The sequence below is a fragment of the Conexibacter sp. S30A1 genome, from assembly GCF_023330665.1.
GTDB lineage: Bacteria > Actinomycetota > Thermoleophilia > Solirubrobacterales > Solirubrobacteraceae > Palsa-465.
On the sequence record NZ_CP097127.1, the window covers coordinates 991,794 to 1,014,029 of the forward strand.

General features: G+C 69.5%; 21 protein-coding genes and 1 tRNA gene. 11 read left to right on the forward strand and 11 right to left on the reverse strand.

The genetic code is table 11. From position 1 onward, the window contains the following. Positions 1-64: 64 nt before the first annotated feature. Entirely contained in the window at positions 65-652 is a 588-nt protein-coding gene (locus M3M54_RS04960; protein ID WP_249021080.1) for an FKBP-type peptidyl-prolyl cis-trans isomerase, read from the reverse strand. Between the two features lie 43 nt (positions 653-695). After that, complete coding sequence (locus tag M3M54_RS04965) at positions 696-1,445, reverse strand: YebC/PmpR family DNA-binding transcriptional regulator (RefSeq protein WP_249021081.1); 750 nt, start codon at positions 1,443-1,445, stop codon at positions 696-698. A 141-nt stretch (positions 1,446-1,586) separates the two neighbouring features. On the opposite strand from M3M54_RS04965, the gene M3M54_RS04970 reads away from it, so the two are divergent. Beyond that, positions 1,587-2,954, forward strand: a complete 1,368-nt coding sequence (locus tag M3M54_RS04970; protein WP_249021082.1) for a phosphomannomutase/phosphoglucomutase — start codon at positions 1,587-1,589, stop codon at positions 2,952-2,954. After that, complete coding sequence (locus M3M54_RS04975; RefSeq protein WP_249021083.1) at positions 2,951-3,946, forward strand: MBL fold metallo-hydrolase; 996 nt, start codon at positions 2,951-2,953, stop codon at positions 3,944-3,946. The genes M3M54_RS04970 and M3M54_RS04975 overlap by 4 nt, the downstream gene beginning before the upstream one ends. A 20-nt stretch (positions 3,947-3,966) precedes the next feature. Here M3M54_RS04975 and M3M54_RS04980 read toward each other — a convergent pair whose 3' ends face one another. From M3M54_RS04980 to M3M54_RS05000, 5 genes are all read right to left on the reverse strand, one after another. Continuing rightward, on the reverse strand, positions 3,967-4,698 hold the full coding sequence (locus tag M3M54_RS04980) for a DUF4232 domain-containing protein (RefSeq protein ID WP_249021084.1): 732 nt from the start codon (positions 4,696-4,698) through the stop codon (positions 3,967-3,969). Then, entirely contained in the window at positions 4,698-5,315 is a 618-nt protein-coding gene (pdxT, locus tag M3M54_RS04985; RefSeq protein ID WP_249021085.1) for a pyridoxal 5'-phosphate synthase glutaminase subunit PdxT, read from the reverse strand. Before pdxT ends, M3M54_RS04980 begins: the two co-directional genes overlap by 1 nt. Next, a complete protein-coding gene (gene pdxS / locus M3M54_RS04990) occupies positions 5,312-6,217 on the reverse strand; it encodes a pyridoxal 5'-phosphate synthase lyase subunit PdxS (RefSeq protein WP_249021086.1) in 906 nt (301 codons plus the stop codon). Before pdxS ends, pdxT begins: the two co-directional genes overlap by 4 nt. A gap of 108 nt (positions 6,218-6,325) precedes the next feature. Beyond that, the gene (locus M3M54_RS04995) at positions 6,326-7,204 is read right to left on the reverse strand and encodes a MurR/RpiR family transcriptional regulator (protein ID WP_249021087.1); all 879 of its coding nucleotides are present in this window, start codon (positions 7,202-7,204) and stop codon (positions 6,326-6,328) included. Positions 7,205-7,287: 83 nt separating this feature from the next. Further along, positions 7,288-7,494 (reverse strand): hypothetical protein, encoded by a 207-nt coding sequence (locus M3M54_RS05000; RefSeq protein ID WP_249021088.1) that lies wholly within the window; start codon positions 7,492-7,494, stop codon positions 7,288-7,290. Positions 7,495-7,554: 60 nt separating this feature from the next. Here M3M54_RS05000 and M3M54_RS05005 point away from each other — a divergent pair. The 3 genes from M3M54_RS05005 to M3M54_RS05015 all read left to right on the forward strand — a co-directional run bounded on the left by M3M54_RS05005 (position 7,555) and on the right by M3M54_RS05015 (position 8,832). After that, a tRNA-Ile gene (locus M3M54_RS05005) sits at positions 7,555-7,627 on the forward strand. A 153-nt stretch (positions 7,628-7,780) separates the two neighbouring features. Continuing rightward, positions 7,781-8,155 (forward strand): metalloregulator ArsR/SmtB family transcription factor, encoded by a 375-nt coding sequence (locus M3M54_RS05010; protein ID WP_249021089.1) that lies wholly within the window; start codon positions 7,781-7,783, stop codon positions 8,153-8,155. Continuing rightward, positions 8,152-8,832 (forward strand): cation diffusion facilitator family transporter, encoded by a 681-nt coding sequence (locus M3M54_RS05015; protein ID WP_249021090.1) that lies wholly within the window; start codon positions 8,152-8,154, stop codon positions 8,830-8,832. The genes M3M54_RS05010 and M3M54_RS05015 overlap by 4 nt, the downstream gene beginning before the upstream one ends. Here M3M54_RS05015 and M3M54_RS05020 read toward each other — a convergent pair. After that, positions 8,774-9,439, reverse strand: a complete 666-nt coding sequence (locus tag M3M54_RS05020; protein WP_249021091.1) for an FMN-binding negative transcriptional regulator — start codon at positions 9,437-9,439, stop codon at positions 8,774-8,776. The two genes, M3M54_RS05015 and M3M54_RS05020, sit on opposite strands and share 59 nt — an antisense overlap. 195 nt (positions 9,440-9,634) lie before the next feature. Here M3M54_RS05020 and M3M54_RS05025 point away from each other — a divergent pair, with 195 nt between their 5' ends. Beyond that, positions 9,635-10,858 (forward strand): DEAD/DEAH box helicase, encoded by a 1,224-nt coding sequence (locus M3M54_RS05025; RefSeq protein WP_249021092.1) that lies wholly within the window; start codon positions 9,635-9,637, stop codon positions 10,856-10,858. A 10-nt stretch (positions 10,859-10,868) separates the two neighbouring features. Continuing rightward, a complete protein-coding gene (locus tag M3M54_RS05030; protein WP_249021093.1) occupies positions 10,869-11,420 on the forward strand; it encodes a hypothetical protein in 552 nt (183 codons plus the stop codon). Here M3M54_RS05030 and M3M54_RS05035 read toward each other — a convergent pair. Next, a complete protein-coding gene (locus tag M3M54_RS05035) occupies positions 11,400-12,377 on the reverse strand; it encodes a LysR family transcriptional regulator (protein ID WP_249021094.1) in 978 nt (325 codons plus the stop codon). The two genes, M3M54_RS05030 and M3M54_RS05035, sit on opposite strands and share 21 nt — an antisense overlap. 99 nt (positions 12,378-12,476) lie before the next feature. Here M3M54_RS05035 and M3M54_RS05040 point away from each other — a divergent pair, with 99 nt between their 5' ends. Next, positions 12,477-13,835, forward strand: coding sequence for a hypothetical protein (locus tag M3M54_RS05040; protein WP_249021095.1), 1,359 nt, complete (start codon positions 12,477-12,479; stop codon positions 13,833-13,835). Positions 13,836-13,890: 55 nt separating this feature from the next. Here M3M54_RS05040 and M3M54_RS05045 read toward each other — a convergent pair whose 3' ends face one another. Both M3M54_RS05045 and M3M54_RS05050 read right to left on the reverse strand, forming a co-directional pair. Beyond that, on the reverse strand, positions 13,891-15,318 hold the full coding sequence (locus tag M3M54_RS05045; RefSeq protein ID WP_249021096.1) for an amidase family protein: 1,428 nt from the start codon (positions 15,316-15,318) through the stop codon (positions 13,891-13,893). After that, complete coding sequence (locus M3M54_RS05050) at positions 15,315-16,373, reverse strand: alpha/beta hydrolase family protein (RefSeq protein ID WP_249021097.1); 1,059 nt, start codon at positions 16,371-16,373, stop codon at positions 15,315-15,317. Before M3M54_RS05050 ends, M3M54_RS05045 begins: the two co-directional genes overlap by 4 nt. A 105-nt stretch (positions 16,374-16,478) precedes the next feature. On the opposite strand from M3M54_RS05050, the gene aceE reads away from it, so the two are divergent. Genes aceE through lpdA form a run of 3 tightly spaced genes read left to right on the forward strand, consistent with a single transcriptional unit; the run spans position 16,479 to position 22,236 of the window. Further along, entirely contained in the window at positions 16,479-19,193 is a 2,715-nt protein-coding gene (gene aceE / locus M3M54_RS05055; protein WP_249021098.1) for a pyruvate dehydrogenase (acetyl-transferring), homodimeric type, read from the forward strand. Continuing rightward, on the forward strand, positions 19,190-20,485 hold the full coding sequence (gene aceF, locus M3M54_RS05060; protein WP_249021099.1) for a dihydrolipoyllysine-residue acetyltransferase: 1,296 nt from the start codon (positions 19,190-19,192) through the stop codon (positions 20,483-20,485). The genes aceE and aceF overlap by 4 nt, the downstream gene beginning before the upstream one ends. Then, positions 20,482-22,236, forward strand: coding sequence for a dihydrolipoyl dehydrogenase (gene lpdA / locus M3M54_RS05065; RefSeq protein WP_249021100.1), 1,755 nt, complete (start codon positions 20,482-20,484; stop codon positions 22,234-22,236). Before aceF ends, lpdA begins: the two co-directional genes overlap by 4 nt.

The following is a 22,236-nucleotide window of genomic DNA, read 5'->3' on the forward strand; positions in this document are numbered from 1 at the left end:
TCGCGCTCACAAAGAATCGGGACGACCGGCCCCGCGCTGGCCCGCACCCCAGCCCGGCGGAGCGCTACTTGACGACCTTGAGCAGGTCGACGTCGAAGATCAGCGTGGAGTTCGGCGGGATCGTCGAGCCGCTGCCTGCCTTGCCGTAGGCGAGCGCCGGCGGGATGATCAGTTCGCGTCTGCCGCCCACCTTCATGCCCACAAGCCCCTTGACCCAGCCAGGAATAACCGAGCCGGTGCTGAGCGGGAAGGAGATCGCCTTGCCGGGCGTGTCGCGCCAGGAGGCGTCGAAGATCTTGCCGTTCTTGTAGAGGACGCCGACGTAGTTGACGTAGACCGTGTCCCCGTCCTTGGCGGTTGCGCCGGTGCCGGTGATCAGGTTGCGGATCTCCAGCTTCTTTGGCGGCGGTCCGGACGGAACCTTGATCACCGGCTCCTTGGAGAGCGGGCCGGTCTTGGGGGTCGTCACCGTCAGCGCCGTGGGCGTCGTCGTGGTGGCCGCGGTGGGCGGCGCCTTGAGCGTCGTCGATGTGGGCCCACCGCTCGGTGCGAGCATGACGCCGGCGGCGCGCGTGCTGCTCGAGCCGCAGGCCGACACGCCCAGGCCGATGCCCGCGGCTGCGATCAACGCTGTCAGCGACTTGAAGTTCATCGGGGTGCGAGCGTAGCGGGAGCGAGACGCAGGCGCGTCGCGCTCACCCCGCGATCCGCTCAAGGACATCGGCGTCCACGTCGTAGTTGGCGTGCACAGCCCCGATGTCATCGGACTCCTCGAGCGCGTCGATGAGTTTCATAAGTTTCGCCGCGTCCTCCTCCGCGAGCGGTACCCGGGACTTGGGGCGCTGCGTCACATCTGCGCCCTCGATCTCAACGCCGGCGGCTACCAGCGCCTCCTGGACCACGCCCAGCTCGCCGGGGGCAGTGATGATCTCGTACACATCGTCGTCCATCACGATGTCCTGCGCGCCGGCGTCGATCGCGACGATCAGATCGTCCTCGTCGTAGCGCTCGCCATCAACCACGATCACCCCCTGCTTTTCAAACAGGTAGGCGACCGACCCGGGCTCGCCGAGCGACCCGCCGTGCTTGCCCATGATGTGGCGCACGTCCGCGGCCGTGCGGTTGCGGTTGTCGGTGAGCGCCTCGATCAGCATCGCCACGCCGCCCGGGCCGTAGCCCTCGTAGAGCACGGTCTCCCAGCTCTCGGCGTCAGCGCCGGCCCCGGTCCCCTTGACGATGGCCCGCTCGATGTTGTCCTTCGGCATCGAGGCGTCCCGTGCCTTCTGCACGGCGAGCGCCAGTGCCGCGTTGCCGGCGGGGTCACCGCCACCCTCCTTGGCCGCGACCGTGATCGCCCGCGCGAGCTTGGTGAAATGCTGGCCGCGACGCGCGTCGACGACCGCCTTCTTGTGCTTGATGGAAGCCCATTTGGAATGCCCTGACATGAGGATCTAGTCTACGTCGCAGAGTCCATTTTCAGCCTCGCGCGAGCTTCCGGCCTCCGGCGCGGTGGTGCGGCGGGCGCAGCGACGCCGATGGACAGCCGCGAGCATGGCCGACCAGTCCGCTGGATAGGATCAGGGGCGATGAACCTCTCTCCCTCGATCTTCAAGGCCTACGACATCCGCGGCATCCACGGCAGCGACCTGGACGAAGAAGGGGCGCGGCTGATCGGGCGCGCCTTCGCACGTGTGATCGCCGCGATGGAGCAGCGCCCCACCAGCCAACTGAACCTGGCGCTCGGGCGTGACATGCGCCTCAGCGCGCCGGCAATGGCGGCCGCCTACGGCGAGGGCATGGCGGCCGAGGGCGCACATGTGATCGACGCCGGCCAGATCGGCACCGAGATGCTCTACTTCCTGGTCGGCTCTCGCGACCTGGATGGCGGCCTGATGTGCACCGCCTCGCACAACCCCAAGGCCTACACGGGCGCGAAGCTCGTCCGGCGCGGAGCGGTCGCCCTCTCGGGCGACGAGGGCATCCGCGAGATCCGCGAACTCACCGCCGCGGGGCTGGGCCCACCGCCGGGTGGCGGCAGCGTCGAGCAGGTCGAGATCTCAGGCGAGTTCCAGCGGCACGTGCTCGGCTTCATCGACCCCAAGCAGGTGCGGCCGCTGAAGGTCGTGGTGGACGGCGGTAACGGTATGGCCGGCCCGATGGTGGGCCCGCTGCTCGAGCAGCTCGGCCTTCAGCTGAGCACCTTCTACTGGCAACCCAACGGCGAGTTCCCCGACCACGAGCCCAACCCGCTGCTGCCCGAGAACCGCGCGTTCATCATGGGTGAGGTCCTGCGGCAAGGCGCGGATCTGGGCATCGCCTGGGACGGCGACGCCGACCGCTGCTTCTTCATCGACGACGGCGGTCGCTTCGTCGACGGCGACTTTCTCACGGCGCTGCTTGCCACCTCGATGCTGCGCAAGCACCCGGGCGAGACGATCCTCTACGACGTTCGCGCCAGCCGCGCGGTGGCAGACATGGTCACGGCCGCGGGCGGCACGGCGCTGATCAACCGCGTCGGCCACGCATTCTTCAAATCGCGCATGCGTGCGGAGGGCGGGATCTTCGGTGGCGAGGTCTCCGGGCACTACTACTTCAAAGACTTCTACTGTGCCGACTCGGGCACGATCCCGGCGCTGCTGATGCTCGAGGAGCTCTCACGCTCGGGGCTCAAGCTCTCGGCGCTGCTCGAACCGTTGCGCTCGCGCTACTTCATCTCCGGGGAGATCAACTCGCAGGTCAGCGACGCCGACGCCAAGATGGCGCAGATCGCCGAGCACTACGCCGACGCCGAGCAGAGCCGCCTGGACGGCATCTCGGTGGACTACCCGGACTGGCATTTCAACGTGCGCGCGTCCAACACCGAACCGCTCCTGCGCCTCTGCCTCGAATCACTGGTCTCGCAGGCCGACATGGAAGCCAAGCGGGACGAGGTGCTCGCCCTGATCAGGGCGTGACTGCTCAACTGAGCAGCGAAGTGGCACCGGGAGTCCACCGGATCCCGGTGCCGACGCCGTTCGCGGTCGGCGCGGTCAACTGCTTTCTGCTGCGCGGCAGCCCGCTCACGCTCGTTGACACAGGGCCCGGCTCCGCGGCCGCGCTGGACGTGCTCGAGCGCGCGCTTGCCGAGCTCCGCCTTCAGGTCAGCGACCTCGAGCTGATCGTGCTCACCCATCAGCACATGGACCACGAGGGGATCGTCGAGATCCTCGTGCGCCGCTCGGACGCCGAGTTGGCGGCCTACGGGCCGCTGCGCCACTGGCTCGCCGACTATCGCGCGAGCGCACGCGCTGATGACGCCTACGCGCAGGCGGTGATGCGACAACACGGCCTGCCCGCGGACCTGACCGCCCTGCTGGGTGTCCTTGCCGCCGGGATGTACGCCTACGGGTCGCCGGGAAGCGTCACCATCGCGCTGGCGGATGGGGAGAGCCTGAGCATGGGTGGCCGCGAGTTCAGCGTGCACCACCGCCCCGGCCACAGTCCATCCGACATCGTTTTCCTGCACGAGCCCAGCGGTCTGATGCTGGGTGGCGACCACCTGCTGGCTCACATTTCCTCAAACGCGCTGGTCGGCCGTCCGCTGAACGCGCCACTCGAGACGGCACGGCCACAGCCGCTGGTCACCTACTCAGAGTCTCTGGCCGCGACCAGACTGATGCCCGTGAGCCTGCTGCTGACCGGCCACGGCGAACCGATCCGCGATCACCGCACGCTGATCGATGCACGCCTGAACGCTCAGCGGCGCCGCGCAGGCCAGATCCTCGGCCTGCTGACCGACGGCCCGCTGAGCGCCCACGCGATCGCCCAGCGCATGTGGGGTGAGGTCGCGATCACCCAGGCTTACCTGACGATCAGCGAAACGCTCGGGCACCTCGACCTGCTGGTGCGCGACGGCAGCGTCCGTGAGGTCGAGGCCGCCGGGCTGCGCATGTTTGAGGCGCTCTGACCAGACAGGCGCCCGCCGCCTCAGACCCCGTTGCCGCCACTGGTCGTGGTCTGAGCAGTGCTCGTCGTCTGCGCACCCGTCTGACCAGCGGAACCGCCCTGCCCTGCAAACGCGCTGGATCCGGGCAACATGGGCGACAGTGTCGCGCTTCCGCAGGCGGCGACACCGGGCAGCTTCACCTTCATCGTGGCCGTGTCGTTGGGTGCGTAGATCTGCAGGGCGCTCGCGGTCGGGCAGCTGCCACCACCCGGCGCAACGTCACTGGAGACGATCCGGAAGGACGCCTCCTCGCCGGGCTGAAGTGTGAGCACGTTGGCCGGTGTCGCGCCGACGACATCAGCCGTGGTGCGCGTGGCGTTGGTGGGGAGCGCCGCCCCGCTCGAGGACAGGAACTCGACCCCCGGCCAACCGTATGTCTGACATGCCTTCGTGCCGGTGTTCTTGAGCGCGATGCCGAGCACCAGGGTGCCGGCGGCGCCGTTGGTGCCGAGCAGCGACGGTGTCAGGTCGGCGGCGCTGCAGGGGTTGCTGAGCGCCGTGGGCGTGGTCGCCGGCCCGGTCGCCACCGTGTTGGTCAGCGGACCGGTCGCGGTTGTGGGTGTCGTCGCGGTCGGCTGCGCGACCGTGGTCGTGCGCTTGGCCGGCCGCCTGTGGACATGGTGGCTGCCAGTCGCGCTGCCGCCGCACGCCGCGACCAGCAGCGAGACGGCGCCCACCGCGACAACGACAGCTGTTGAGCGTGCGGGCCGCATCAATCCTCCTTCGCGGGCTCGGGCAGGAGTCCTGCCAGTGAGAGAAAGAAGCGGTGCAGCCGATCCTCCCCGGTCAGCTCGGGATGGAAGGAGAGTGCAAGCACCAGGCCCTGTCGTACGGCGACCGGATGACCGTCGACGCTCGCCAGCACCGACACCGCGGGGCCGTGCTCTCTGATCCAGGGGGCCCGGATGAAGATCGCATGCACCGGACCGCCGGGCACACCGTCAAGCTCAAAGGAGGCCTCAAAGGAGTGCAGCTGACGACCAAAGGCGTTGCGCTCGGCCACCACGTCGAGGATCCCCAGGTGCTCGCGGTCGAGCATGATCATCCCCGCGCAGGTGCCGAACATCGGCAGGCCAGCGGCAGCTAGCGCGCGCAGCGGCTCGGCAAGCCCCTCGCGCGCCACCCCGAGGCTCATCACGGTGGATTCGCCGCCGGGCAGCACGAGGGCGTCCAGGCCATCCAGGTCCGCCGGCACACGCACCTGGCGAGTGCGCACCCCAATCGCCCCCAGCATCCGCTCGTGCGCCTCGAAATCCCCCTGCAGGGCGAGCACGCCAACCAGCGGCGGCTCGGCAGCCAGCCGCGCCGGCGCGGACGCCTCGGTGCTCACCAGCCGCGCGGCGAGAGCAGCTGTTCGGCCCCGAGCTTCGAGGTCTCGATGCTCTCCATGGCCGCGCCGAGGCCGGTGGACGCCGCCGCCACCCGCTCGGGGTCGGCGTAGTGCGTGGTCGCCTCAACGATCGCGCGGGCGCGCTGCTCTGGGTTTGAGGACTTGAAGATGCCAGAGCCGACGAACACGCCCTCCGCGCCCAGCTGCATCACCAGCGAAGCGTCAGCCGGGGTGGCGATCCCGCCGGCACAGAAGAGCACCACCGGCAGGTTGCCATCGGCCGCCACCTGCCGCACCAGTGGCAGCGGCGCCTGCAGCTCCTTGGCGGCGCTCGCCAGCTCCTCAGGCCCGAGCACCGTCAGCCACCTGATCTCAGAGCGGATCTTGCGCAGGTGTGTGACAGCATTGACGATGTCGCCGGTGCCCGCCTCGCCCTTGGAGCGGATCATCGCCGCACCCTCGCCGATCCGCCGCAGCGCCTCCCCGAGGTTGGTGGCGCCGCAGACGAATGGTGCCTTGAAAGCCCACTTGTCGATGTGGTTGGCGGTGTCAGCCGGTGTCAGCACCTCGGACTCGTCGATGTAATCGACCTCGAGCGCCTCGAGCACCTGCGCTTCGGCAAAGTGCCCGATGCGGGCCTTGGCCATCACCGGGATGCTCACGGCCTCCTGGATCCCCTTGATCATCTCGGGGTCGGACATGCGCGCAACCCCGCCGTCGCGGCGGATGTCAGCGGGCACGCGTTCGAGCGCCATCACCGCAGCTGCACCGGCGGCCTCCGCGATCCGGGCCTGCTCGGGCGTGACCACATCCATGATCACGCCTCCCTTCAGCATCTCGGCAAGGCCGGCCTTGGTGGTGAATGTGGATTCGTCGCGTGCGATGTGGCCGTTGGTGCTCATCCCGCCAGTGTAACCCGACGGCGATTGTCCAGATCGGCACAACATCCGGGGCCGGCGGGCCACCGGTGACCCAAGCGTCAAGCGAGCGCCGGCCGCCGACAAACGCAGCTACTTGAGCCGAAACGCCTTGATGCGGACGTCGTACTGCTGCGCGTCGCGGCTGTAGACCCCGTAGGCGAGCGCCTGGATGATCGACAGCAGCGCGGTGTGCGAACGCACGAACGCCGGCGTGTTGGACGAGTAGTAGAGCCTGATCCTGGCCAGGCGCGCAACCTCGGAGAGGGTCGCGTCGGTGATCGCAAGGGTCATCGCATGGCGGTGGCGGGCAAGCTTCATGGTGCGTGTGATCAGCGGGTGCGGACGGCCGGCCGACAGGCCCACGACGAGCGTCCGCTCGTCGATCCGTGACAGGCGTCCGAGCGCCTCCTGCGACGGGCTGGCGACGATCTCGGCACGCACGTCCAAAAGCATCAGCAGGTGGCGCAGATAGCTGGCGAAGAAGGCCATCTGGTCGGTGCCGGCGATCACCACCTTCTCGGCGCTGACGATCGCGTCGATCGCGGCCTCAACGTCCGCACGCGAGAGTTTGTGCGCGGTGTCCTCGACGTTTACGTGGTCTGCCGCCAGCGCGGACTCGAACTCGGTGTGATCGAGCGAGAACAGCGGCCCGCCAGCCACCACCGGCTCCGTGCCGCCTCCGGCCGGGCGCCGCCGATACTCATCGCGGGCCGCCTGCTGCAGCTCCGGGAAACCCTCAAAGCCGAGCGCCTGCGAGAAGCGGACGACCGTGCTCGAGGACGTGTTGGCCCGCCGCGCCAGCTCCTCGGCAGTCTGGAAGGCGGCCTCGTCCAGGTGGTCGACGATGTACTGAGCTACGTCCTTCTGGGACCGCGAGAACTCGTCAAAGCGAGCGGTGATGTACGCGGATAGGGCCTGATGGCCATGTGGCGCCTCGGGCGCTGCGGTGATTGCGATGGCTTGCTTCATTGGCAGCGTCTGATTCGACGCGTCACGCTGCCGTTCCTGCTGCTTTTCCCTACAGAGCGTTAACAGTCGCGTGACGCACGCGGTCAGGAGTTATGGCGAGCATCGTACTCGCGCATGCGCTGCTGGTTCTGTCGGCGCTCCATCAGCACCTGGTTGACGATGTACCAGACCAGGAAGTTGACGAGACCGCCGATCGCCAGGACGAAGGTGAGGATCAGCGCCAGCGAAACGCCAAACGCGCTCGGCGCCTGGCCGAGATCGAGGAAACCTGATGCGATCAGCAAGTGCATGCGAACCAATAATACGGCCGGATGCTGACGTGTGCGCCGCTGCGGTACCTTGCTGGCGGCGGCCCTGTAGCTCAGCGGTCAGAGCACCCGGCTCATAACCGGCGAGACGCAAGTTCGAATCTTGCCAGGGCTATGGTGGCGGTGGCAAGTTCGGTGGCAAGTCCGAACGCCCCGTCGTTGCTGGGGTCTCAGGCTCGCTGGCGAGCCGTATTGACCGTCCCCCGCCCACGCGCCCAGTTCGGCACAGGCCGCTCATCTGAACAGCTCATCAGGTATTCTCACTTGCATGGGCTACATCGACCACCGGATCGATCCAGCGGGGCTCGACCCCGACTTCGCGCAGTCGGTCGCGGAGACGATGCAGGCGCTCTCGACCCCGAGCCGCCTGCGCATCCTCGGGCAGCTGAACGCCGGCCCCCTATCGGTCAACGAGCTGGCCGCCGCCGTTGGCATGGAGCCATCAGCGGTCTCACACCAGCTTCGTCTGCTGCGCCACCTCGGGCTGGTCACGGGCAGGCGCGAGGGTCGCCAGATCATCTACGACCTCTACGACGACCACGTTGGCGACCTCCTGCAGCAGGCCATCGGTCACGTGGAGCACCTGCGTCTGGGCCACAGCCGCAGCACGCGCAATGGCGCTATCCCGAGGACGTCGGCATGAGCTCAAGACCCGTACAGGAGCCGCCGCTGGCAGCGGATCACACTCACCGCCACGACGGTCACGAACACTCTCACGGTCTGGTGCATGAGTCCATCAAGCGCTCCCGCGAGGGCGTTCGAGCGGTGCTCATCTCCCTGCTGCTGCTCGGCCTGGCCGCAGCCGCGCAGACGGTCATCTTCGTTCTGTCGGGCTCGGTTGCGCTGCTCGCGGATCTCATTCACAACTACGGTGACGCGCTGACGGCGATCCCCCTCGGCACCGCCTTCCTGCTGCGCTCGGAGCGTGCAGAGCGGGTGGCGGGCCTGTTCGTTGTGGCCGCCATCTTCTTCAGCGCCTGTGTCGCGGGTGTCGAGGCTGTCCAGCGGCTCATCCACGAGTCCCCACCGACGCATCTCTGGGCGCTGGCCGGCGCCGGTGCGATCGGCTATTTGGGCAACTTTCTGGCGGCGCGGGTTCGCAGGCGCGCGGGGCACCGCCTGGACAGCCCCGCCCTGATCGCGGACGGCAATCACGCGGCGGGCGACGCCTACGTGTCGCTGGCGGTGATCGCGTCGGCCATCGTCGTGGCCATCGGCGCACCCATCGCGGACCCGCTCATCGGCCTGGCAATCTCGCTGGTCATCCTGCGGATCGCATGGCAGAGCTGGAAGACGGTTCGCGGCCACGACCACGAGTAGGGCTGCCGGGCCGAGCACGACTCACGGCCTGCGCGAGCGCATGCTCACCCGCCTGCTCGAGGCCGTCCACGATCCCGTCGATGTCGGCTGCGGGCTCGCCCTGCTCGAGTTTCGCCTTGGCCTCGATGCGGCTGATCACCAGCTCGACGCCGACGATCGCCCGCAGCTGCGCAGCGATGTAGGGCGCCGGCGCGTCATCCACCGCCCAGGGGCTTGGCTGTGTGGCCTCGTACTTGTCGGTCAGCAACCGCACCACCCGGCCCAGCCAGTCGGGGTCATCGTGGATCACAAGCTCGCCGTAGACATGCGCGCTCACGTAGGCCCAGGTCGGGACCACCCGGCCGTGCTCGCGCTTTGAGGCATACCAGTTGGGCGTGAGGTAGGCGTCGGGCCCCTGCAGGATGACCAGCGACTCGCCGAGCGGCGCAAGCCGCCAGTGCTCGTTGCGGCGTGCCACATGACCGAGCAGGCTGCCGAGCCCGTCGGGCGACGGCGCGTGGACCATCGGCATGAACGTCGCCCACGGCCCGGACGCCGTCGCGCTCACCAGGTGCGCCGCGCGCACATCCGCAAGCAGCTCGGCCGTCTGCGCTTCGTCGGCACGCATATGCCTGGGCAGGTACACGCGCCAACAGTACCCCGCCTGACCGGCCTGGCGGGCGGCTGCTACCGTCTCGCAGAACGACCGGCGCCGCCGGCCGTGAGGCAGTTGCTTTCAGTGGACGCGCAACGCGCGGTTCGGGTAAGCCAATAAGCCTCCCGAATCGTCCGCGGTCCCATGCGGCACCGCCAAGGAGAACATATGTCCAACCAGTCTTTCGCCGATCTCGGCGTGTCCAAAGCCGTGGTCGCGGCGCTCGCCGCGCGCGGCATCAGCGAACCGTTCGCCATCCAGCGGGATGTGATGAGCGACGTCCTCGCCGGTCGTGACGTGCTCGCCCGCTCCCCCACCGGCTCAGGCAAGACGCTCGCCTTCGGCGTGCCGATGATCGACCGCACCGCCGCCGACGCGCGGCGCCCGGCGGCCCTGGTGCTCGCGCCGACGCGTGAGCTGGCCACGCAGATCGTTGAGGAGCTGCGTGCCCCGGCCCAGGCCCGAGCGCTGCGGATCGCCGCCGTCTACGGCGGCGTCGGCCTGCTCAAGCAGGCGCAGGCAGCGGCCCGCGCACACATCATCGTGGCCACGCCCGGGCGCCTCGAGGACCAGCTTGAGCGTCGTGCCTTCACGCTTGATCATGTGCGCACGCTCGTGATCGACGAGGCCGACCGCATGCTCGACATGGGCTTCCGGCCGGCGCTTGACCGGATCGTGGCGCTCTGCCCGGCAAACCGCCAGACGCTCTTCTTCTCCGCCACGCTCGACGGTGATGCCGGCAAGGTGGCGCGCCGCTACACGCACGAGGCGACCTTCCACGAGCACGGCCCGTCGCAGCGACGTGCCGCCGAGATGGTCGAGCACCGCTTTGTCCCGGTCACACACGAGTCGCGGCTGGACGTGCTGGTGGAGCAGCTCGGCGACGAGCGCGACCTGGCGCTCGTCTTCGTGCGCACCAAGCACGGTGCCGACAAGCTCGTCAAGAAGCTCTCCGGTAGCGGCATCGCCGCGGTCGCGATGCACGGCAACAAGACCCAGGCTCAGCGCGAACGCGCGCTCGCACGCTTTCAGGCCTACGACGTGGACACGCTGGTCGCAACCGACGTGGCCGCACGCGGGATCGATGTCGGCGGCATCTCGCACGTGATCAACTTCGATCCGCCGCACGACTCCGAGACCTATGTGCACCGGATCGGTCGCACCGCCCGCGCCGGCGCGAGCGGCATCGGGATCACGCTGGTCGCACCCGACCAGCACCGAGAGGTGAGCCAGATCGCCGACGAGCTGGGGATCGACCACGGGCTGCCCGGCTCCAGGCCGAGCGTCGGCGCGGGCGGCTTCAGGCGTGCCCCCGCCGCGCAGCACCGCCCGCCCGCCCGCCGTCGCGCGACCGGGCAGGCACGCACACACAGGCGCCGCTCCGCCTCGTAACCTGGCGCTGGTGGACGCCCCGCCCACTCCCGAGCAGCGCCACGAGCTCCGTCTGGAGCGCTTCGCCCTGCGCGATGCCTACCGCCGGCACTTCGCCGACCCTCGGCGCGAGCGTGCCTTCCTGCACGCCGCCGGCTTCACCGTCGGGTTCGCGGGCTGCCGGCTGGTCACGCACGCGATCCGCGCACAGCGCGGGCCGTTTCGCAACCTGACTGCCGGCGGGCGCCACCTGCACCACTCCACGCCCGGGATCGTCGGCCAGATCGCGCTCGGCTACCTGTGGACCTGGCAGGTCGCGATCGGCACCGACCCGCACCGGCGGGCCGGCTCGCGTGCCGCGGCGCTCACCGCCGGGCTCGCGACCGCGCTGACGCTGGATGAGTTCGCGCTCTGGTTCGATCTGGCCGACGACTACTGGGACAACGCCGGGCGCAAGAGCATCGACGCGGTGATCCTGTTCTGGGGCGTCTCGGCGATGCTGCTCACCGGCCGTGGGCTGGCGACCGAGACCGGACGCGCGCTGCGCGAGGCGGCGCGCCTTTCACGGTCGCGGCGCCACTGACGCCGCGACCGAGCCCAGCGGGCCGCCGCCGCTCACACCCGCCGGCAGCTGCGGCAACAGCTCCCGGACGTGCGCGGCAAACGCGCGGGCACGCAGCGTTGGCCGTACGCCGGGCGCGCGCGCGAGGACGACGTCGACAGGCTTGACCTGACCGGCCAGCGGCACCGCGACCAGCGGCCTGCCCTCGTAGCTGACATCTCCGTAGGGACGGCTGATCAGCAGCGTGAAGCCGAGGTTGCGCGCCACCAGCGAGCGCACCAGCTCGTAGCTGGATGTCTGGTAACGGATTCGCGGCACCACGCCCGCGTGCGCAAAGAGCCCGAGCTGGTGCTCGTGCACCGGCGCCACGTCGAGTGCCACAAAGTCGTGTTGGGCGAGCTCGGCGAGCGTCACCTCCGCGTGAGCTGCGAGCGGATGCTCCGGCGCGAAGAGCGCATATGGCACCGCGCTGTGGAGCACCTCGGTGCGCAGCGCCACGTGCAGGCCGATGTCGTACATCAGCGCGACCTCGCAGCGGCCCTCAAGCAGCGCCGCCTCGAGCACCTCGGTTGAGCCCTCGACGAAGTCGAGCGTCACGCCCGGGTGCCGGCGCTCGAAGGTCTCCATCAGCGCCGGCAACACCAGCGGCGCGCCCGTCCCGAAGCAGCCCACTGTCAGCCGGCCCTGAAGCCCCCGCCCGATCGCGTCGGCACGCGCGCGCAGCGCCTCCGCGTCGGCCAGCAGGTTTCTGGCCTCGAGCAGCAGCTCGCGGCCGGCGGCGGTCAGCTCCAGGCCACGCCCCCTGTGGCGCAGGAAGAGGTCCGCGCCGAGCGCATCCTCCAGTCCGGCCACGGCGAGCGAGACCGCCGACTGCGAGACCATCAGCCGCTGCGCACCGGCGGTCATGGAGCCGCCGTCCGCGGCGGCCACGAACGCCTCGACCTGGCGCAGGTTGAGCATCTCATGAGTATCGCTCATGAAGCTCACAACGAACTGGCTCTTTTCTTCTGCGACGTCCCCCGCGAGCATTGCCCTGACCGGCGAACATCCCCGAAGTCGGCAACCAGAAGGAGAGAGATGACCGAGCAGAGCCTCGAGGACGCGATCCAGCAGGCTGGAGGCGCAGTCCCGTTTTTGCGCAACCACCCCGCGCTGCCGCACACCTTTCCGGTCAAGCCGGAGTTCAGCAACTGGCGCTCGGAGCAGCGTGCCTGGCGCGAGAGCGCCGCGTTGCTTGACCAGTCCCACCACATGGCTGATCTCTTCGTCAGCGGCCCCGACGCGCTGCGTCTGTTCGCGGCGCTGGGCGTCAATAACTTCTCACGCTTCGTGCCGGGCGTAGCCAAGCAGCTGGTGTGCACCAACCCGGACGGGTTCCTGATCGGCGACGGCATCCTCTTCTACCTGGCGGAGAACGAGCTGGACTTCGTCGGCGCCCACCCGACGGTCGTCGACTGGGTGCACTACAACGCGCTCACCGGCGGCTACAACGTGCAGATCGAGCGCGACGAGAACTCCTTTGACCGTCAGGGTCCGCCGAAGCTCTACCGCTACGAGATCCAGGGGCCAAGGGCGCTGGCGGTGATCGAGCGCGCGACCGGGGCGCCGGCGCCCGAGGTGAAGTTCTTCCACATGACCGAGTTCACGCTCGCCGGCGCGCGCGTGCGCGCGCTGCGCCACGGCATGGCCGGGCAGCCGGGCTTTGAGCTCTTCGGCCCCTGGCAGGACGCGGAGGCTGTCCGTGAGGCGCTGCTCGCCGCCGGTTCCGAGCACGGGCTGCTGCCGGCCGGGTCGCGCGCCTACTCGACCGCAAACCTGGAGTCCGCCTGGGTGCCCTCACCCCCGCCGGCGATCTTCACAGGCGCCGGCATGGAGGCCTTCCGGCGCTGGCGCAGCGCGGCGCGCGCCGGCTCGCTCGGCGGATCATTCAACTCCGAGGACATCACCGACTACTACACCACCCCCTACGACCTCGGCTACGGCGCCATCGTCGCCTTCGACCACGAGTTCCCGGGCCGCGCCGCACTCGAGCAGATCGCCGTCGATCCGCCGCGCCGCAAGGTCACGCTGATCTGGCACGAGGACGATGTCGCCAACATCTTCGGTAGCCAGCTGGGCTCGGGCGAGGCGGCCAAATACATGGAGTGGCCAAAGGCGCGCTACGCGCTCTTCCAGACCGACGCGGTGCACGCCGACGGCGAGCTCGTCGGCCTCTCCTTCGACTGCGGCTACCTCTACAACGAGCGCGCCTTCGTGTCCCTGGCGACCGTTGCCCGCGAGCACGCGGAGCCCGGCACCGAGCTCACCGTGCGCTGGGGGGAGGCGCCCAACTCGCGCAAGCCCACGGTCGAGCCCCACGTCCAGGTCGAGGTCCGCGCGACCGTCGCCCCCGCGCCGATCGGGTCGTTTGCGCGCAGCGGCTACCGCTCGGCCTGAGTAGCTCTCACGCGGTGCACCTGGCCCGCTGGCCAGGTGCACCGAGCAGGCGCGCTCAAAGGACGGCCAGCGGCGGGCGGTCCGCGGCCCAGGGCCTGGCCGCCTCGATCTGCCCGGCCAGGGAGTACAGCGTCAGCTCGTCACCGTGGCGCCCGACCAGCTGCACGCTCAGCGGCAGCCCGTCTGAGCCGAAGCCGGCGGGCAGCGAGATGGCTGGCTGGCCGGTCAGGTTGAAGGCTGGAAACCACGGCATGAAGCGGCTGGCGACCAGCAGCGCCTGGAGGCCGCTCCTGCCGTAGGCGCCCTCGGCGGCGATCGCCGTGCTGGCCAGCCCCGGCGTCAGCAGCACGTCGTACTCCTCCCAGAGTGCGGCGATGCGGACGGTGACCCGCGGCCGGGCGGCCAGCAACCGTTCGCGCCGGCGCTCGGGCACGAGCCGGCGGCCGAGCGCCGCCAACTGTCTGGTCGAGCGCTCGGCGAGCTCCGGTTGGGCGAGCGTCGCGAACTCGTCGGCGGCGCCGCGCAGGTAGCTCTGCGTGAAGTGCAGCGAAACCGCCCCGTAGTGCGGGTCGCGCTCGCTGACATGATGGCCGAGCTCCTCGAGCAGCCTTGCGGTCTGGTCGAAGGCACGGCGCTGGTCAGCTGAGAGCCGCGCGATGACGCCTGGCGGCAGGGCTTTGGAGATCGCGACCCGCAGCGGGCGAGCGGGCGGTGTCCGGGCGGCGTCGAGGAAGCTGCCGTTTGGCGGTGCGAGCGTGTAGCGGTCCGCGGCCGTCGAGCCCTGCATCGCATCGAGCAGGAGGGCGCTGTCAGCGACCGTGCGCGCCAGCGCACCGTAGGTGGAGAGTCCCAGCCAGCCGTCGCCGAGGGGCTGCGCGGAGACGCGGCCGCGCGTGGGCTTCAGCCCCACCAGGCCGCAGCAGGCCGCTGGGATCCGCAGCGAACCGCCGCCGTCAGATCCGCCCGCAGCGGGCACCAGGGCCGCCGCCACGGCGGCGCCCGAGCCCCCGGAGGAGCCGCCCGGCGTGCGCTCCGGGTTCCACGGGTTGCGGGTCACGCCACCTGCGCTGCTGGCCGTCCAGGGCATCAGCATCAGCTCCGGCACCCGGGTTATCCCGACCGGGATCGCCCCGGCCTGACGCAGGCGGCGCAGCGCCTCGGCATCGGCGCCCTGCGGCGGGCTCGGCGAGCGCGAGCCGCGGGTCATCGCGTGGCCCGCAAGCGGCATGTCGTCCTTGATCGCAAGTGGGACGCCGGCGAGCGGTCCGCCAGCCTCGGGCGCGCCCGCGTCGATCTGCGCGGCGGTGCTCAGCGCCAGGTCATCAAGCACCTCGCGAAAAGCGTTCAGCCGCGGGTTCAGACGGTCGATCCGCGCCAGGAAGAGCTCCACCAGCTCGCGGGCGCTGAGTTCGCGCGAGCGAACCATTCGCGCCAGCTCGAGCGGGCCGGCGAAGGCCAGGTCGTTGTCCTGCGCGCGGCTCAAAGGGCGTCCAGCAGGTCACGGATCGCGGGCGCGTAGCGGTAGGTGAGGCCGCCGTGCGTGCCATCGAAGAGCTCGAAGGTGTGCTTGACCCCCGCCCGCTCGAGCTCGTGTGAGACCGCCTGCGCGCCGAGGTCGAGGAAGAACTCATCCGCGCGGCCGGCCTCGATGTGGATGTGGCGCATGCCCGCAAGTGCCTGTGCGTGGCCTGGGACCATGCGCACCGGGTCGTGCTCGAGCCAGCGCTCCCAGACCTCGGGGATCAGCCGGCCGCTTGCGAGCTCGAACGGCAACAGCGGGCGTGTCGGGTGCTCGGGGTCGGGCGAGTAGGCGCAGGCCATCGCGTGGACGTTGATCACCGCGCCGAAGCGCGCGAAGTCAAAACGCTCGCGCGCCGCGAAGCGCTGCCAGAACGTCTCCAGGGAGCCGTCGAAGTGGTCGCGCAGCGCCCGCGCCGCGTTATGGACGTCAGCCAGATAGCAGGCTTCAAAGAGCGCGTCGCCTGAGTGCGAGACCAGCGCGCCGAACACGTCCGGGCGACGCATCGCAAGCACCATGGCGCCGTAGCCGCCGGATGACTTGCCGGCAACACCGCGGCGCTGCGGATCCGCGACGGTCGGGTAGTTTGCGTCGATGAACGGCACGACCTCGTCGCAGATGTAGTCGCTGTAGTCCCCGATCGCGCTCGAGTTCACAAACTGGGAGCCGCCCAACGATGTCCAGGCGTCCACGAACACGATCACCGCGTCACTCACAGGCGGCCGCTCACCCGCGAACATCGCGTCCAGGCGCTCCAGGCGCGTGGGCTCAAACGCCGACCTGGAAAGCCACATGTCGAGCTGGCCGGGGAAGCCCTGCAGCACATAGACGCTCGGCACGTGAGTGGCGACGCCGTCGCGCACGCCCGGCGAGCGGTAGACGTACAGCGGCCGCCGCGCGGGATCACCGAGCGGGTTTGAGGCGAGGATCTCAGATTCGACCACGAGCTGGTCGAGGCTGCCGCGCAGCGGCTGCTGCCATGGCGGCCCGAGCGCTTCCTGGACGAGCGTGAGCGTCATGCGCGCACCCTACCCGACGCGGGCTTGTGTCGTCGACCGGTCAAAAGCCTGGGGTTTATAGTCCCAGTAGAGCCTTGTGACCCGACCAGCCAGCGTGAGCCAGCGATGACAGAGATCCTCCCACCGCCAGAGAGCGGCGATGTAGATGTTGACCCAACAGAGACCAGCGAATGGCTCGAGGCGCTCGACGCGGTCGTCGAGCACGATGGCGTCGGACGCGCACGGGAGCTGCTCGGGCGGGTGGTTGAGCGTGCGCAGCACGCCGGCAGCGGCCCGATCGGGTCGCTCAACACCCCCTATGTGAACACGATTCCGGCGTCGCTTGACGAGCCGATGCCCGGCGACCCGCAGGTCGAGCGCCGGCTGCGGTCGATCATCCGCTGGAACGCGATGGCGATGGTCGTGCGCGCCAACAAGGAGTCCTCCGAGCTGGGCGGGCACATCGCCTCCTACCAGTCGCTCGCCGACCTCTACGAGGTCGGCTTCAACCATTTCTGGCACGCCCCGTCGGAGCAGCACGGCGGCGACCTCGTCTACTTCCAGGGTCACTCCTCCCCCGGCAACTACGCCCGCGCCTTTCTCGAGGGCCGCCTGACCGAGGAGCAGCTTGACCACTTCCGCCAGGAGGTCGGCGGCAAGGGCCTCTCCTCCTACCCGCACCCGTGGCTGATGCCCGACTTCTGGCAGTTCCCCACGGTGTCGCTTGGCATCGGTGCGATCACCTCGATCTACCAGGCGCGCTTCATGAAGTATCTGACCAACCGCGCGGTGCTCGACACCAGCGCCCGCAAGGTCTGGGCGTTCCTCGGTGACGGCGAGATGGACGAGCCGGAGACGATGGGCGCGATCGGCCTGGCCGGCCGCGAACAGCTGGACAACCTGATCTGGGTGGTCAACTGCAACCTGCAGCGCCTGGACGGGCCGGTGCGCGGCAACGGCAAGATCATCCAGGAGCTGGAGTCCGATTTCCGCGGCGCCGGTTGGAACGTGATCAAGGTAATCTGGGGCTCCCGCTGGGACCCGCTGCTCGAGGCCGACTACGACGGACGCCTGGTGCACGTGATGACCGAGTCGGTGGATGGCGAGTACCAGACCTACAAGTCACGCGACGGCGCCTACGTGCGCGAGCACTTCTTCGGCAAGGACCCGGTGCTGCTCGAGCGCGTCGCGCACATGTCAGACGACGAGATCTGGGCGCTCAACCGTGGCGGCCTGGACGCGCAGAAGGTCTACTCGGCCTACGCGGCAGCCGTGCGCGAGCGCGGACGCCCGACCGTGATCCTGGCCAAGACGATCAAGGGCTACGGAATGGGTGTCTCCGGCGAGGGTCAGAACGTCGCGCACCAGGCAAAGCACATGGCGGGCGCTGCGCTGCTGGCCTTCCGCGACCGCTTCGAGCTGCCGCTGACCGATGAGCAGGTGCACGCGGCCGCCTACTACCGTCCGCCGGACGACGCCCCGGAGATGGTCTACCTGCGCGAGCGCCGCGCCGCGCTCGGTGGGTCGTTGCCCGCCCGCCGGCGTAGCGCCGCGCCGCTTGCGGTGCCTGAGCTGTCGGCCTTCCAAGCGCAGCTCGACGGCACCGGTGAGCGTGAGATCTCGACCACGATGGCCTTTGTCCGAGTGCTGGCGACGCTTTTGCGCGACAAGCAACTGGGCAAGCACATCGTGCCGATCGTCCCCGACGAGTCGCGGACGTTCGGCATGGAGGGCCTCTTCAGGCAGCTCGGCGTCTACTCGCCGGTCGGCCAGCTCTACCAGCCCGAGGATGCCGCCCAGCTCATGTACTACCGCGAGGACCGGGCCGGGCAGATCCTCGAGGAGGGGATCACCGAGGCCGGATCGCTGTCGTCGTTCATCGCTGCGGCAACCTCCTACAGCACGCACAACGAGCAGATGATCCCGTTCTACATCTACTACTCGATGTTCGGCTATCAGCGTGTCGGCGACCTCGTCTGGGCGGCTGCCGACAGCCGCTCGCGCGGCTTCCTGCTCGGCGGCACGGCCGGGCGCACGACGCTCAACGGCGAGGGCCTGCAGCACGAAGACGGCCACAGCCACCTGCTGTTCTCGGTGGTGCCGACCGTGCAGGCGTATGACCCGACCTACGGCTACGAGGTGGCGACGATCATCCAGGACGGCCTGCGCAGGATGGTCAGCGAGCAGGAGGACATCTTCTACTACCTGACGCTGATGAACGAGAACTACCAGCACCCGGCGATGCCGCCGGGCGCACAGGAGGGGATCCTCAAAGGGATGTACCTGCTGCGCGACGCCGGCGGCGCCCGCGCCCGCAAACCGCGAGTGCAGCTGCTCGGCTCGGGCACGATTCTGCGCGAGGTGCTGGCCGCCGCCGATCTGCTGAGCGAGGACTTCGGCGTGCTCGCAGACGTCTGGAGCGTGACCTCCTTCACGCAGCTGCGCCGCGACGGCATCGAGACCGAGCGCTTCAACACGCTGAACCCGCTGGCCAAGCGGCCGCGGGTCGCCTACGTCACCGAGCAGCTGTCAAAGCGCCAGGGGCCGGTCATCGCATCAACCGACTACGTCCGCGCCTACGCCGACCAGATCCGGGGCTGGGTGGACGGGTCAGCGACCGGTGAGCGGGCGCGGATCTACCGTGTGCTCGGCACCGACGGCTTCGGCCGCAGCGATTACCGACGGGCGCTGCGGCGCTTCTTCGAGGTAGACCGCCATCATGTCGCCGTCGCCGCGCTGAAGGCACTCGCCGACGCGGGCACGGTGCCGGCAAAGACCGTGGCGGATGCGATCAAACGCTACGAAATCGACCCCGCGGCACCGATGCCGACCACCGTATGACGGCCGTGGCAGCGCTTTTGGAGGTGGCCGTCCCCGACATCGGCGACTTCGCCGATGTCCCGGTGATCGAGGTGCTGGTCGCGCCAGGCGACACGGTCGCCGCCGAGGATCCGCTGGTCACGCTCGAGTCAGACAAGGCGACCATGGACGTCCCCGCGCCGGCCGCGGGCGTCGTCAAAGCGCTGCACGTGAAGGTCGGCGACAAGGTCTCCGAGGGCACGCACATCCTCGACCTGGAGACCGCAGCGCCCACCGACGCGGTGGGCGCACCGGAACCGGAGCCGGCCGAGCCAGCGCCGCCAGCAGCGACAGCGCCGCCGGCAGCGACAGCAGCGCCCCCGACGAGCACCCCAACTGCCCCAGCTGACGGGCAGGACGGCAACCACAGCGGTGTCTACGCCAGCCCGTCGGTGCGGCGCCTGGCGCGCGAGCTGGGAGTCGACCTGCACGGCCTGAGCGGCAGTGGCCGCAAGGGTCGGCTGCTCCCGGCCGATGTGCGCGCCGCGAGCGCCGGCGGCCCCAGCGCAACGCCAGTGCCAACCAACGGCAGCGCGCTTGGCCTGGCGCCATGGCCGGTGGTGGACTACGAGAAGTTCGGTCCGGTGCAGCGCGTGGCGCGCAGCCGCATCCAGAAGATCTCGGCGCCGAACCTGGCGCGTAACTGGGTGTTGATCCCGCACGTGACCCAGAACGACGAGGCCGACATCACCGAGCTCGAGGCCTGGCGCAAACAGCTCAACGCAGAGCACGAGCGCGCCGGCGTCAAGTTCACGATGGTCACCTTCCTGATCGCCGCCTGCGTGGCGACGCTGCACGAGTTTCCGACCTTCAACGCGGCGCTGGACGGCGATGAGCTGGTCCTGCGCCGCTACTACAACATCGGCTTCGCGGCCGACACGCCCGACGGGCTGGTTGTCCCGGTGATCAAGGACGCCGACCGCAAGGGCCTTGTGGAGATCGCCTCCGAGCTGACCGAGCTCTCCCGGCGTGCCCGTGAAGGCAAGCTCGGGCCCGCCGACATGAACGGTGGCACGTTCACAATCTCCTCGCTGGGCGGCATCGGCGGCACATCGTTTACGCCGATCATCAACGCGCCTGAGGTCGCCATCCTGGGCGTCACACGCGCCGCGATCAAGCCGGTGTGGGATGAGCGCAACGCCAGCTTCCAACCAAGGCTGATGCTGCCGCTCTCGCTCTCCTACGACCATCGGGTGATCGACGGCGCGAGCGCCGCACGCTTCGTCGTGCACCTCGCCCGCGTGCTCGCTGATCTGCGCAGGGCGCTGCTGTGAGCCTCACAGAGATCACGGTGCCCGACATCGGCGACTTCGCCGATGTGCCGGTGATAGAGGTCCTGGTCGCGCCCGGCGACACGGTCTCACCCGAGGACCCACTGGTCACGCTCGAGTCCGACAAGGCGACGATGGACGTGCCAGCGCCGCTGGCGGGCGTCGTCAAGGCGCTACGCGTCGCGGTCGGAGACAAGGTCTCGCAGGGGAGCGTGATCCTTGATCTGGAAAGCACCGAGACAGCCGCCGTGAGCCCCGCAGCGAGCTCCGAGCCCCCCCTCGCGCCTGCTCCCGAGCCGCCCAGCTCACCGCCCGCGCCAGCGCAGGGCGCCCGCGCCGCGAGCACCGCCACCCCCGCGACCGGCGAGCCCGCGCACGTGGTCGTGATCGGCGCCGGTCCCGGCGGCTACACCGCCGCCTTCCGGGCGGCTGACCTCGGCCTGCGGGTGACACTGGTGGAACGCCATCAGACGCTCGGTGGCGTGTGCCTGAACGTCGGCTGCATCCCCTCCAAGGCGCTCCTGCACGCGGCGCGCGTGATCGCCGAGAGCGAGGAGATGTCAGCGCACGGGATCACCTACGCAGCGCCGCAGATCGACCTCAAGCGCCTGATCGGCTGGAAGCAGGATGTTGTGGACAAGCTCACCGGAGGCCTGGCGGCGCTTGCCAAGCAGCGCAAGGTTGAGGTGATCACCGGCGTGGCCACCTTCACAGGCCCCAAAAGCGTCGCTGTCGACGGCCGCGAGCTGCGCTTCGACAGCTGCATAATCGCCGCCGGCTCGAGCCCGATCAAGCTGCCTTTCCTGCCTGATGACCCGCGCATCATCGACTCCACCGATGCGCTCTCCCCCACCGACATCCCGAAGCGGATGCTCGTCCTCGGCGGCGGCATCATCGGCCTGGAGATGGCCACCGTCTACGACGCGCTCGGCACCGAGGTGACGGTCGTGGAGAAGCTCGACCAGCTGATCCCGGGCGCCGACGCGGACCTGGTGAAGCCGCTGCACAGGCGGATCTCGGGCCGCTACGCCGCGATCCTGCTCCAGACCGAGGTGACCGCGGTGAAGGCGACCAAGGCGGGCTTGAAGGTCTCCTTCTCACGCGGCGAGGAGCGCACCTTCGACCGCATCCTGGTGGCCGTGGGCCGTCGCCCGAACGGCCAGCTGCTGGGCGCCGAGCGCGCCGGCGTCGCGGTCGACGAGCGCGGCTTCATCCATGTGGATCGCAGCCAGCGCACCAACGTCGATGGCATCTACGCGATCGGCGACATCGTCGGCGGGCCGATGCTCGCGCACAAGGCGACCCACGAGGCGAAGGCGGCGGCCGAGGTGATCGCCGGTGTGGCGGGCGCACAGTTTGACGCCCTGACCGTCCCCTCCGTCGCCTACACCGACCCCGAGGTCGCGTGGATGGGTCTGACCGAGAACGACGCACGCGCACAGGGCACCGTCTACGAGAAGGCAGTCTTCCCGTGGTCGGCATCCGGACGCGCGCTCGGGCTCGGGCGGCCGGAGGGTCTCACCAAGCTGCTCTTCGATCCGGTCGATCAACGGCTGCTCGGAGCCGGCATCGTCGGTGTTGGTGCCGGCGACCTAATCGCCGAGACCGTGCTGGCCCTGGAGGCGGGGCTGAACGCCCAGGACATCGCGCTGGCGATCCACCCACACCCGACGCTCTCAGAGTCGATCGCCTTCGCTGCGGAGCTCCAGGACGGGTCAATCACCGACCTGCTGCCACCGCGCAAGCGCCGCTGA